This is a genomic window from Ruegeria sp. BB5 (assembly GCF_056539405.1).
In genome coordinates, this window is sequence record NZ_JBQFUX010000008.1 from 72,278 (window position 1) to 84,227 (window position 11,950).

14 protein-coding genes are annotated in these 11,950 nt (G+C 55.8%); 13 read left to right on the forward strand and 1 reads right to left on the reverse strand.

The genetic code is table 11. The features are described 5' to 3' along the window. Nucleotides 1-40 precede the first annotated feature (40 nt). The 13 genes from ACR0DL_RS16640 (at nt 41) to ACR0DL_RS16700 (ending at nt 10,754) form a co-directional block, all read left to right on the forward strand. Complete coding sequence (locus ACR0DL_RS16640; RefSeq protein WP_480690269.1) at nt 41-910, forward strand: SMP-30/gluconolactonase/LRE family protein; 870 nt, start codon at nt 41-43, stop codon at nt 908-910. A 26-nt stretch (nt 911-936) separates the two neighbouring features. Then, entirely contained in the window at nt 937-1,971 is a 1,035-nt protein-coding gene (locus ACR0DL_RS16645) for a sugar ABC transporter substrate-binding protein (RefSeq protein WP_170351639.1), read from the forward strand. Between the two features lie 84 nt (nt 1,972-2,055). After that, a complete protein-coding gene (locus tag ACR0DL_RS16650; protein ID WP_480690271.1) occupies nt 2,056-3,579 on the forward strand; it encodes a sugar ABC transporter ATP-binding protein in 1,524 nt (507 codons plus the stop codon). Beyond that, nucleotides 3,576-4,577 (forward strand): ABC transporter permease, encoded by a 1,002-nt coding sequence (locus tag ACR0DL_RS16655; RefSeq protein WP_170765386.1) that lies wholly within the window; start codon nt 3,576-3,578, stop codon nt 4,575-4,577. The genes ACR0DL_RS16650 and ACR0DL_RS16655 overlap by 4 nt, the downstream gene beginning before the upstream one ends. Before the next feature lies 1 nt (nt 4,578). Continuing rightward, nucleotides 4,579-5,367 (forward strand): SDR family NAD(P)-dependent oxidoreductase, encoded by a 789-nt coding sequence (locus ACR0DL_RS16660; protein ID WP_170378463.1) that lies wholly within the window; start codon nt 4,579-4,581, stop codon nt 5,365-5,367. A gap of 22 nt (nt 5,368-5,389) precedes the next feature. Next, entirely contained in the window at nt 5,390-5,884 is a 495-nt protein-coding gene (locus ACR0DL_RS16665) for a lactoylglutathione lyase family protein (protein WP_170378465.1), read from the forward strand. Then, nucleotides 5,877-6,908, forward strand: a complete 1,032-nt coding sequence (locus ACR0DL_RS16670; RefSeq protein ID WP_480648850.1) for a C-terminal binding protein — start codon at nt 5,877-5,879, stop codon at nt 6,906-6,908. Before ACR0DL_RS16665 ends, ACR0DL_RS16670 begins: the two co-directional genes overlap by 8 nt. A 12-nt stretch (nt 6,909-6,920) precedes the next feature. Further along, nucleotides 6,921-7,610, forward strand: a complete 690-nt coding sequence (locus ACR0DL_RS16675; protein ID WP_480690273.1) for an RraA family protein — start codon at nt 6,921-6,923, stop codon at nt 7,608-7,610. Continuing rightward, on the forward strand, nt 7,591-8,511 hold the full coding sequence (locus tag ACR0DL_RS16680) for a 2-dehydro-3-deoxygalactonokinase (protein WP_010437257.1): 921 nt from the start codon (nt 7,591-7,593) through the stop codon (nt 8,509-8,511). The genes ACR0DL_RS16675 and ACR0DL_RS16680 overlap by 20 nt, the downstream gene beginning before the upstream one ends. Next, the gene (locus ACR0DL_RS16685) at nt 8,508-9,134 is read left to right on the forward strand and encodes a 2-dehydro-3-deoxy-6-phosphogalactonate aldolase (protein ID WP_480690275.1); all 627 of its coding nucleotides are present in this window, start codon (nt 8,508-8,510) and stop codon (nt 9,132-9,134) included. Before ACR0DL_RS16680 ends, ACR0DL_RS16685 begins: the two co-directional genes overlap by 4 nt. Beyond that, on the forward strand, nt 9,131-9,832 hold the full coding sequence (locus ACR0DL_RS16690) for an SDR family NAD(P)-dependent oxidoreductase (RefSeq protein WP_170351628.1): 702 nt from the start codon (nt 9,131-9,133) through the stop codon (nt 9,830-9,832). The genes ACR0DL_RS16685 and ACR0DL_RS16690 overlap by 4 nt, the downstream gene beginning before the upstream one ends. Before the next feature lie 9 nt (nt 9,833-9,841). Continuing rightward, nucleotides 9,842-10,360, forward strand: coding sequence for a 2,4'-dihydroxyacetophenone dioxygenase family protein (locus ACR0DL_RS16695; RefSeq protein ID WP_170347546.1), 519 nt, complete (start codon nt 9,842-9,844; stop codon nt 10,358-10,360). Next, entirely contained in the window at nt 10,341-10,754 is a 414-nt protein-coding gene (locus ACR0DL_RS16700; RefSeq protein ID WP_480690277.1) for a methylglyoxal synthase, read from the forward strand. The genes ACR0DL_RS16695 and ACR0DL_RS16700 overlap by 20 nt, the downstream gene beginning before the upstream one ends. Before the next feature lie 24 nt (nt 10,755-10,778). Here the strand turns inward: ACR0DL_RS16700 and ACR0DL_RS16705 are convergent, their stop codons facing one another. Further along, complete coding sequence (locus ACR0DL_RS16705; RefSeq protein ID WP_480690279.1) at nt 10,779-11,924, reverse strand: alpha-hydroxy acid oxidase; 1,146 nt, start codon at nt 11,922-11,924, stop codon at nt 10,779-10,781. Between the last annotated feature and the right edge of the window lie 26 nt (nt 11,925-11,950).

The window sequence follows — 11,950 nt, forward strand, 5'->3', positions numbered from 1 at the left end:
CTGGTATATCAGATATCAGAATGTACTTAGGAGAAAAAAAGTGCGCGCAGAGTTGGTCGTCGATTGTAAGAACCAGCACGGGGAAGGGATTTTCTGGAATCCCGCCGATGGCCTTATCTGGTGGACCGACATTGAGGGCTGCGCGCTTTGGTCATTTGATCCTGCAACGTCAGAATCCGCTTCTCATGAGATGCCGGAGCGCGTGTGTTGCTTCGCGCCGCGCGCGTCTGGCGGTCTGATAGTTGCTTATGCTGATCGAGTTGTCTTGTTCGATTCGCCCAATAGCGAGGAAACCCTCGTGACGCGATTCGAGCCGAACAATCCGGAGACACGGCTTAACGACGGGCGAACCGATCGCCAGGGGCGATTGATTGTTGGAGGCATGAATGAAGTTTCTGGTAAGGCCGATTCGTCAGTCATCTGCGTCGATAAGGATTTGAGTGTACGGGCGATTATCGAAGGAGTGTCTTGCGCCAATTCGACTTGCTTTACGTCCGACGGTGAGACGATGTACTTCGCGGATACCCCGGATCGGGAAATCGTCGCATTTGATTACGACACCCGCAGTGGAACCGTTTCGAACCGTCGGCGGCACGCTTCTTTCAATGATGAGCCTGGCTTGCCTGATGGGTCCTGTGTCGATGCCGAAGGGGGCGTCTGGAACGCCGAATGGGAAGGCCATCGCGTTGTTCGCGTCGCACCTGACGGCACGATAGATCACGTGATCGAGGTGCCGGTCTGGAAGCCCACCTGTTGCGCTTTCGGTGGCCCTGATCTCGACACGCTGTTCATCACGACCTCAAGGCTGATGAGTGACGACGCAGCTTTAACAAAAGAACCGGAATCCGGCGGCCTCTTTGCTGCGAAACCCGGCGTTCGTGGCGTGATCGACGCGCCATTCAAAGGATAACCGACGAATTTCTGGAGGAGAAAACTATGTTGAAAACGCTTATGACCACTACGCTTGTCGCGGGGTTCGCCACGCTGGCAACGGTCGCTCTGGCGGAAAATTATCCAACACCGGTTCCACTTGAGGACGGGGCACAAGCGCCAATCGATGCGATAGAACCTAAGAACGATACGTTCCGGATCGCGTATATGCCGCCGGCGACCGAGTTCAACTATTACATCGCCATCGGTGAAGGCATCAAAGCGGTTGCTGCTGAGGCCGGGGTCGAAGTCTTCATGCTTGCGCCCCAGTCCGGTGCGGACATCAACGGCCAAATGGGAATGATCCAGGATGTGCTGACGCAGGATGTGGATGCAATCATCTTTGGTACCCACGATGAATTTGCTGCCGCACCACTGCTGAAGCAGGCCGTCGACAAGGGCATGGCAGTTTTGATGATCAACTCAGACATCCCGAACTTCCCGACACCAATTCATGGCGTTGTCGGGTACTCTCAGCGTAACGGCACGCATGCTATCGCTGATTGGGCCATTGAAACTTATGGTGATCAACCGCTGAAGGTCGGCATTATCGAAGGGCAGCCTGGCTATCACTCGACCGAACGTGTGGGCGGCTTCCTCGACGGTATCGAGGGCAATGATAACTTCGACGTTGTGGTATCCATTGATGGTAAATGGAACGTTGAAGGCGGCAACACTGCTGGTATGGATATCCTGCAGTCGAACCCCGATCTCGACATGATCTTTGCGGCGAACGATTACATGATCATTGGGGCATCATTTGCTGCAAAAGCACTTGGCCGCAATGATATCGTCCTTTTGGGCAATGATGGTGACACTTCTGGCCTTGAAGAAATCGCGGCTGGCAACATCACGGCAACCGTCAACACCTCGCCATTCTTAATGGGTAAAGCGGCCATGCACGCAACCATTGATGCGCTCAACGGGTCCTATCCCGGCGGCTGGATCGAAACGCCCACATCAATTGAAGACAAAGATGGTGCGATCAGCGTGCTGCAAGAGCCAGAAAAGCTCTTCCCGCAGCCGTCCAAAGAGTACTGAGCTTTCTCCCCGCTTCCCGGTGGCGCGTGCGCGTGCTGCCGGGTCGCAACTCAACCGAGTTTCACTTTTGTCGAGGCAATCGCAATGACACCCGCAACGCCACTTTGGGAGTTTGTCGATATCACCAAGGCCTATCCTGGGGTTTTGGCGAATGACAAGGTTTGCATCCGGCTTATGCCCGGTTCCATTCATGGGCTGCTGGGTGAAAATGGCTGTGGCAAGTCGACTATGATCAAGACTCTGTCCGGCGTGCAGCAACCCGATAGCGGTCAAATCCTGCACAATGGCAAGCCGGTCACGATCAGCGACCCGCAGGCGGCACGTGAATTGGGCGTCGCAACAGTTTTTCAGGAATTCTCGATCGTGCCCACCTTGTCGGTTGGCGAAAACATCTTCCTTGGCAATATGCCTCGGTCCCGCTTTGGCGTGATCGATTGGGCCAAGGTCCACAACGAAGCTGTTCGCGTTTTGGCGGAAATGGATGTCGATGTTTCACCCGAGACCATAACCGGCTCGCTATCGGTAGGCGAGCAACAACTGGTCGAGATCGCGAAGGCAGTCGCGATGGACGCTCGCATGATCATCCTGGATGAGCCGACGGCGGCATTGGGTGAAGATGAAATTGAGCGCCTGCACCAGCTACTGCGCAATATGCGTGAGCGCGGTACCGCTATTCTCTATGTGTCGCACAGGCTGGATGAGGTTGAACGGATCGTTGATGAAGTGACGATCTTGCGCAACGGCTGTGTTGTGCGAGCAAGTGGCGAAACCAAAATCAACGTCTCTGAGATTGTCAGCGCAATGGTCGGTGAGGACATTGGTGAGCATTATCCAAAGGAGCAGAACGCGACCAAGGATATTGTGCTAGAGGCGGCGGGTCTGGCCACCAATTCGGGCGTGAAAGATGTATCGTTTTCGTTGCATCGGGGCGAAGTTCTGGGCTTGGGTGGCGTATTGGGCAGTGGCCGCACAGAGATCGCTCGCGCCCTGTTCGGGACAGACGAGCTGACGGGCGGACAGATAACACTGCATGGCAAACCAGTACGCTTCCGCCGGGAAATCGATGCGATCCGTGCTGGATTGGCCCTTGTTCCGGAGAACCGTAAGTTTGACGGGTTGTTCTTCAATTTCCGCGCAAGCGGGAACGTCACCGCAGCGTCCCTTGGCGGGTTAAGCCGGTTCGGTGTCTTGAATCTCAAGGCGGAAGAGCAAGCCACCCATGACCTGATCCGCGATCTGGAAATCTCGACCCAGGCCGAGGAAAAGACGGTCAACTTCTTGTCTGGTGGTAATCAGCAGAAGATCGTGATTGCACGCTGGCTGTTCTCAGCCTCTGACATCCTGATCCTTGATGAGCCGACGCAGGGGATCGATATCGGCGCGAAGATTGCTGTTTACAAGCTGATTAACAGGCTCACTCGGGCGGGAAAATCGATCATTCTGATCAGTTCAGACCATGATGAGTTGCTTGCGATGAGCGATCGGATTGCCGTCGTGCAGCACGGAACGATAGTGCGCACGGTCGATGCATCCGACCTTACTCATGACGATCTTGTGCGCGCGTCCGCCGACACCCCCCAATCCAAGCCTAAGGAGGCTTTCGCATGAAGCGGATCTTTGACACCCAGTTGATCGGGCCATTTGCAGCAATGGTGATCGTCGCACTGATCGTGGCCCTTACGACCGAACGCTTCCTGAACCCGGGCAACCTTTCAAACCTGTCGCTACAGGTAAGCATCGTGGCCTTGATCGCAATCGGGTCTACTATCGTGATCTTCGCTGCGGGCATCGATCTGAGTTCCGGGTCTATGGTGGCATTGCTGACCATGATCCTTGCGCAAATGTTGAAATTTGTCGGCATTCCACTGGTTCTGGCGTTGCCACTCATTCTCCTCATGGGCGGATTGCTTGGTCTATTCATTGGGCTGATAACAGCCTATGGGCGTATCCCATCTTTCATCACAACATTGGCGGCATTGATTGCCTTCAGGGGCCTTGCGCTGACCTTCAACAATGGATCGCCGATTTTTTCGCTGGATCCGGCGCTGGAGCCAATCTTTTACGGCAAGCTGTTCGGCGTTCCGATGCCTTTCTTCTACCTCGTGTTCTTCTACGTCCTTGCCGCGTTCACCATGAACTTCACGAAACTCGGCCGTGAGATCTATGCCGTGGGTGGTAACCCAGCCGCTGCCGTTCTGACAGGTATCAACGTACGAAAAGTTCAGACGACGACATTTGTCATCGCGGGTTTCATGACTGCGGTTGGTGCGATCCTGATGTCAGCGCGCCTCAACTCTGGTTCGCCCAACTATGGCCAGACGCTGGAACTTCAGGCCATTGCCGCCGCTGTTGTCGGCGGAGCCAGCCTTGCAGGTGGCCGCGGCAACATCCTCGCCACGCTGATGGGGGCGATGACAATCGTTATCGTCCAGAATGGTTTGAACCTAAACGCTGCGCCATCTTCGGTTCAGAATATCGTGCTGGGCCTGATCATTCTGTTGGCCGTCGGCATAGACATGTGGCGCGCGGAGATTTCGGCCTTGATGGGTCGAATGTTCGGCCGCCCTTCATCGCAGCAGTCATCTAACGTTAAGAAGGAGGCCTGAGATGGATCTGGGGCTCAAAAATAAACTGGTCCTGGTGACTGGTTCAGGTTCCGGCATCGGCAAAGCCACTGCCCGGATCTACCTGGAAGAGGGCGCGCGGGTTATCGTGCATGGTCTGACCGCAGCGGAAGTGTCCGACTGCGTCGACGACCTGTCATCTCTGGGCGACGTCGAAGGCATTGCGGCCGACCTAACCAAGACGTCTGATGCGGAAACTCTGGCGGAGTTTGCCCGCGCACGCGGTGCGGTGGATGTTCTTGTGAATAATGTCGGCATCTTTTCGGTTAAGCCGTTCGAGGATCTCACGGATGACGACTGGATGCACTATTTCAACATCAATGTCCTGTCTGCCGTTCGGATGAGCCGAATTTTCCTGCCAGACATGCTTGGCCGGGATAAGGGATCTATCATCAACATGGCCAGCGAAGCGGCAGTGAAACCACTACCTCAGATGGTGCATTATTCTGTCACTAAAACTGCCATGTTAGGTCTGACACGTGGCATGGCAGAATTGACAAAGGGTACAAAAGTCCGGGTTAACTCGATCCTGCCTGGTCCGACCTGGACAGAAGGTGTCGAGGCCTATTTTGACGGCCTCGCCGATCAGAAGGGTGAGCCGCTCGACACCATCGTCGACAATTATTTTAAATCAGATGAGCCCACATCGCTCATACAGCGCTTTGTCCAACCAGACGAAGTCGCCCGCATGATCGTCACGATCTCAGCAAGCACAGCCTCCAATGGTTCTGCGCACCGGATCGAAGGCGGCATCGTTCGCAACATTCTTTAACTTCTAACTGGAGGAGCCCTACATGGCCGCTCTCACTTTCTCTCACATCGGCATCACAGTTCCCGACCTGGAAAAAGCCGTGGAGTTCTATTCCAAGGCATTCGGCCTTTACGTGCTGATGGAACCAACTGAAATCCTGCATGACGAAAGCGCCATCGGTCAGATGTGCGACGATGTGTTTGGGGAAGGTTGGGGAAGCTTCCGTATCGCGCACTTGTCAATGGGCGACGGTGTTGGCATCGAATTGTTTGAGTTCCCAAAGACCGTCGAAGAAGAACGCCCGTTTGAATATTGGCGGCGTGGCTTGTTTCATTTCTGCGTACAGGACGAGGATCTGGAAGGCCGCATCAAGATTATCGAAGACCTGGGCGGGCGCCAGCGCATGAGCCAAGTGCGCAAGTATTACCCAGGTGAAAAGCCTTATCGCATGGTTTATATGGAAGACCCGTTTGGCAATATCTTCGAGCTCTACAGCCACTCGTACGAATTGACCTATTCGGCGGGTGCTTATGACTGATCGCGCCGACTTTTCCCCCAGAACGGACAAACCCAAGGTCGTGATAACCGATTACGACTTTGGTGATGTTGCCGTTGAGACGGAAATCCTGGAAGCCGCAGGAGCCGAGGTGATTGCGCTTCAGGCCAAGCGCCAGGAAGACCTGTTCGATGTCGCGCCGCATTGCGCAGCGATGATGAACCAATATGCCAGGATCGGGAAAGAAACGATTACGCGGATGCGGAACTGTGAGGTCATCGCGCGTTATGGCGTAGGCGTAGATATCGTGGATGTTGGCACGGCGACGGAAAAAGGTATCCTCGTCACCAATGTGCAAAACTATTGCACCGAGGAGGTCGCCGATCATGCGATTGCCCTTTGGCTGACCCTGGCGCGCAAGTTGCCTGACTATGATCGGGCCACTCATGCAGGGATCTGGAAATGGCAAAGCGGGCAGCCGGTCTACCGTTTGCGCGGGCGGACGATGGGTGTCGTCTCGCTGGGTAAAATCGGGCAAGCCATCGTGGCGCGGGCGCAATCTTTCGGGGTTACGGTCATCGCCTACGACCCGTATTTGCCAAGAGAAGTCGCGGCAAAGATTGGGGTCGAGCTGGTGAGCAAGCCCGAATTGCTGGCAAGGTCCGACTATATCCTGATGCAGGCACCGATGACGCCAAACACGCATCACTTTTTGTCGGATGCCGAATTCTCGGTCATGAAACCCGGTGCGATACTCGTGAACACCGGACGCGGACCAACGGTCGACAACAAAGCCCTGTTCCGGGCGCTGACCGAAGGCCATCTGGCCGCTGCAGGGCTCGACGACCCCGAAGAAGAGCCGGCCAAGCGCGCCAACTGGACGCCTGATGACAACCCGTTGTTCACACTGCCCAACGTCCTCGTAACACCACATGCCGCCTACTATTCCGAGGAATCGATACACGCAGCGCGGGTTACCGCGGCTACGCAAGTGGCCAAGGTCCTGACAGGACAAAACCCCGACTACACAGTCAATGCCGACGCATTGGCCGTATCTACCGCATAACAGGAGACAAGAATGCCAGACGTCAGCACGGACCTCAGGGTTTTCAATGAATTTGAAAGAAACCCGGAACTTCTCAAAAAATTCGACAAGGTGTTGGAGGCGTACTCTGCTGCTGCCATTTTTGCGGATGTGCAGTACCGAACAGGCGTGATGGACAGCGCCATCAAGCCCGCTTTCCGCGCCAAGGTGACAGGCCAGGCCGTGACGGTCCAGCTTTCAAAAGGTGATCTGGTCGACCCATTGCGAGCGCTTGAAATGGGACAACCCGGGGACGTGATCGTTGTGGACGCGGGTGGTGATCGTCAAACGTCAGTCTGCGGCGGTTTAATGGGTGGCCTGGCCAAGAACCGTGGCATTCGGGGTATGATTGTAGATGGCACTGGGCGTGACACGGATGAGTTGGAAGACATCAACTGGCCAATCTGGACGCGCGCGATCACGCCGCGCGGAACGCACACGATGTTCTCGGAACGTAAAGAAGAACTTTCGATCAATGTGCCAATCGCCTGTGGGGGCGTCGTGGTAAACCCCGGAGATTTCATTGTAGCTGATCTTATGGGCGTCGTCGTGGTTCCACAGGAAATTGCCGAAGAAACCGTGCGCCTTGCTCAAGAGCAAGCTGACCGTGAGGAGGAAACCCGTAAATGGGTGGCCCAAGGCAAAACCGTCGAGGATCTGCTAAATGAATTCGGTCGCATCTGAACCAGCGCTGATCGGCGTAGATTGGGGCACTTCATCGTTTCGTGCATTTCTAATTGGTGCGGAGGGCGACGTGATCGATGGGGTCTCGTCGCCTGAAGGTATCATGCAGGTTGCGGGACAAACCTTTGAGGCGGTCCTTGATCGTCTCATCGGCCCTTGGGTCGCCAAGGCTAACCTGCCGATCCTGGCATCTGGCATGATCACCAGCCGCAATGGTTGGGTAGAAACGCAATATGCTGAAATGCCGCTGGGTGCTGGCGGTCTTGCGCGAGCGTTGGTCCCCCACGAAGCGGCCAACGGAGCGCGTATTCATTTTGTGACTGGTGCTTCGACAGAACATGCCGGAGGACCCGACGTAATGCGCGGCGAGGAGACCCAGATCATCGGGGCATCTTCGCTAGGTTTGAGCGAAGGTATGTTCGTGATGCCGGGAACGCACAGCAAATGGGTTCAGGTTGCCGACGGGAAGATCGTGGATTTCTCGACCTACATGACAGGTGAGATATTTTCGGCGCTGAAAGAACACACGATCCTTGGCACCTTGATGAAGGAGGACGCCTTCAGCGAAGACGCATTCGTGATGGGCGTCAAAGCGGGCCTCAGTGGTGAGTCGAACCTGCTGCACAGCCTGTTTCATGTTCGGACGCTTCCTCTCATGGGCAAAATCCCAAAGGTTGCCACGGCCGACTACTTGTCGGGCTTGTTGATCGGGACCGAGGTTGCTGCCGCGACCGGCGAAGTAAAAGACGTCGGCACGATCACTGTTGTTGGACGCAGCGACTTGTCCGACCGATACGAAATAGCGCTTCGAACTGCTGGTTTCGACAGCCGTCGCGCGCCAGATGATATCGTTGCGAAAGGGCATTTTCTGATTGCTCGCGCTGCGGGGTTGGTTGGATGATTGACCTCACCGCAGCTCTTGCGGAGAACCCGCTGATTGCGATTTTGCGGGGGCTAGCACCAGAAAATGCGCGCCCGGTGTCTGATGTACTCTTCGATGCCGGGTTTCGGATAATCGAAGTGCCGCTCAACTCACCGGACCCGCTGGAATCGATAGGGCAGATCGCCGTGAAACATGGCGCACAAGCCATAGTCGGCGCTGGCACTGTGTTGACTACGGATCAGGTTGCGGCGGTCGCAGATGCAGGCGGGCGGATCATCGTGTCGCCCAATATGAATCCGGACGTCGGGCGCGCGGCTGTCGCGCGGGGTCTGTATTGGTGTCCAGGTGTCATGACCCCATCCGAGGCCTTTACGGCGTTGGATATCGGAGCATCGGTCCTCAAATTCTTTCCGGCGGAAATGGTGCCACCCGCTGCCATCGCTGCAATGCGCGCCGTATTGCCTGCAGACGCAGTCGTCGCTGCGGTGGGCGGCATAACGCCTGATACGATGGCGTCGTATCACGCCGCGGGTGCAGATGGATATGGGCTGGGGTCCGCGCTGTTCAAACCGAGCTATACATTGGATGATATCGGCAGGCGCGCGCGCGCCTTCACCAATGTATTGGAGGAACTTGGATGAAACAGGCCCTTGTTACGGGCGGTACGCGAGGGATTGGTGCGGGTGTCGCACGGTCGTTGGCAGACGCAGGTTGGTCCGTAATCGCCGCATCCGCCTCCCAATCTGAATTGGATGCATTCGAGCCTCAGGACGGGATAAAGTTGCTGATCTTGGATGTCACCGACCAGACATCCATCGATGATGTATTCGGCGAGCTCACGGGTCTCAATGCCTTGGTGAACTGCGCAGGTATTCTTCTGCGTGGCGAAGAATACGACATTGACGTTTTCGCTAAGGTGCTTGATGTGAACCTGACTGGTACTATGCGCTGCTGTCTCGCCGCGCATCCTTTCTTAGCGGAAACAGGTGGGGCTATCGTCAATACAGCTTCTATGCTCAGCACTTTTGGTGGACCTTTGGTGCCGGCCTATTCTGCTTCCAAGGGCGGTGTGGCACAGTTGACGAAGGCGCTGGCAGGTCGCTGGGCCGAAGACGGCATCCGGGTCAATGCCATCGCGCCGGGTTGGATCGAGACAGAGATGACCCAGGGCCTTCGGGAAGACCCTGAACGAACAGCGGGGATCATGGCGCGTACGCCAATGAAACGCTGGGGGAAACCCGAAGAAGTCGGTGCGCTTGTGCAATGGCTTTTGAGTGAAAACGCCAGTTTTGTGACTGGATCGATCTATCCGGTCGATGGCGGCTATCTCGCTATGTGAGGAAAATCTATGAATGACGATGACACCGCCCGAATGCCATATCAATTGCCATTCCCCAAGGATGCGCAAGACGAGATCGTGATCCCGAATGCCATGAGTGAGGACGATAGACTGTGGGTTCCGCAGGCAGAGAACGTCTGGTTTCGACCGCTCTGCCTGAACCGCTCGCAAGGTTATTGGATGAACCTTCTCAAAGTGCGCAAAGCTGGTGTTCTTTCGCGGCACCGCCATCCACAGCCCGTCCACGGCTTCGTCCTGAAAGGGCGCTGGCATTATCTGGAACATGACTGGGTTGCAGAAGAAGGGGGATATGTCTTTGAGCCGCCGGGTGAGACTCATACCTTGGTCGTTCCCGACGATGTCGAAGAGATGGTTACCTATTTCCAGGTCAATGGCGTGATGTGCTATGTTGATCCGTGGGGCAAGGTCACTGGCTACGAAGATGTCTTTACCAAGATTGATCTGTGCCGGAAACATTTCGCGGAAGTCGGTCTTGGAGAAGATTACGTTGAACAATTCATCCGGTGATGCGCCGCGTTTCGCGCTTGTAGCGCATGATGCGCGAAAGGACGAAATCGTTGAATGGGTGGGTTTGCAATTGGCCCGCCTGTCCAGAGTACAAATCTTTTCGACTGGGACTACCGGTAGTCGCATTAAGCAAGCCTATCCAGAACTGGATGTGACCTGCCTAAAAAGCGGACCACTCGGAGGCGACCAACAGATCGGCGCCATGATCTGCGAAGAGAAACTGGATGCATTGATTTTCTTTGTCGACCCTCTCTCACCCATGCCACATGACGTCGACGTTAAGGCTCTGACCCGTCTCGCAACGGTATATAATCTGCCAATGGCATGTTCGCGCTCAACCGCGGATCTGATCGTCAAGGGGCTGATTGACGAGGATGACAACGCGCCTGGGTGATACGCCACGCGCCGCAAGCGCCGATCAGCCTGTTCTCAGAAGGTGCTCTGCCAAACTGCCGAGGTTTTCGCTACCAAGCTGGCTCATGTTGGCCTCAATGTCAGCTTTTAGGATGTGAACGAGATGGTCGATCCCTCGTGCTCCGAACGCTGCAACAGCATATTGAAAGGCGCGCCCGACCATGACGAAATCTGCACCTTTCGCCAGGGCACGCATGATGTCCAATCCCCAGGCAACGCCAGAGTCGTAGATCAGTGGCACATCTATTCCGACCGCCTCGCGGATGTTCGGGAGTTGGTCAATCACGGCGGGCCCGGCTTCGAATTGACGCCCGGAGTGGTTTGAGACCCAGATGCAATCCACGCCTTCGGCCACCATTTTTTGCGCGTCCTCCGGCCGCAGGACACCCTTGACGATCAGGTGACCCTCCCATTCCCGCCGCAGTTCGCGCAGGTAGTCCCAATCTGGAATCCCACGGATCAGAGCGCCTGCATGGGTAAAGCTTTCTCGCCCGCGGGTCGGGACGTAATCGTCAAAGAACCGCATACGTGGCATGATGCCCTCGCGCAGATGTGCAAGGCACCAGGCGGGTCGTGATGCCATTTCAGTCAGCGTGCGCAGGTCAGCTTTTGGAGGCACCGTCAGATTGGCACGGCGCTGTCGTTCGCGCCGGCTCTCTTCTGGAACGTCCACCGTGATAATCAGCGTATGAAATCCCGCTGCCTTAATCCTCGGCAGCATAGCGCGGCGCAGATCGCCGGAGTTCACCGGGTAATGCTGAAACCATCCGTTTTTGCCAATGTAAGGTGCCACATCTTCCGGTGAAGCAACAGCCACACTGGACAACGAGAACGGAATGTTGTGAGCAACCGCTGCCTTGGCAAGCATCCGCTCTGCTCCTGCCCACATCAGGCCGGACATGCCTACCGGTGCTATCCCGAAAGGCAGGTCGTATTTTTGACCCATCAATGTAGTCTGCAGTTCGGCCTTTGTTCGGCCACATAGCACACGCGGCATGAATCCTATGGCATCGAGTGCGTCACGGTTGACCTTCAGTCCCAGCTCCCGGCCGGTCGCGCTGTCGAGGTATTCGAAAGCAAACTTCGGAATGCGCTTCTGTGCGGTTCGCCGAAGGTCTTCTATCGACGGGTGAGAAAGGTCCAGATCCATCCGGGTCCTCTGGTGTTGTTGTCTAA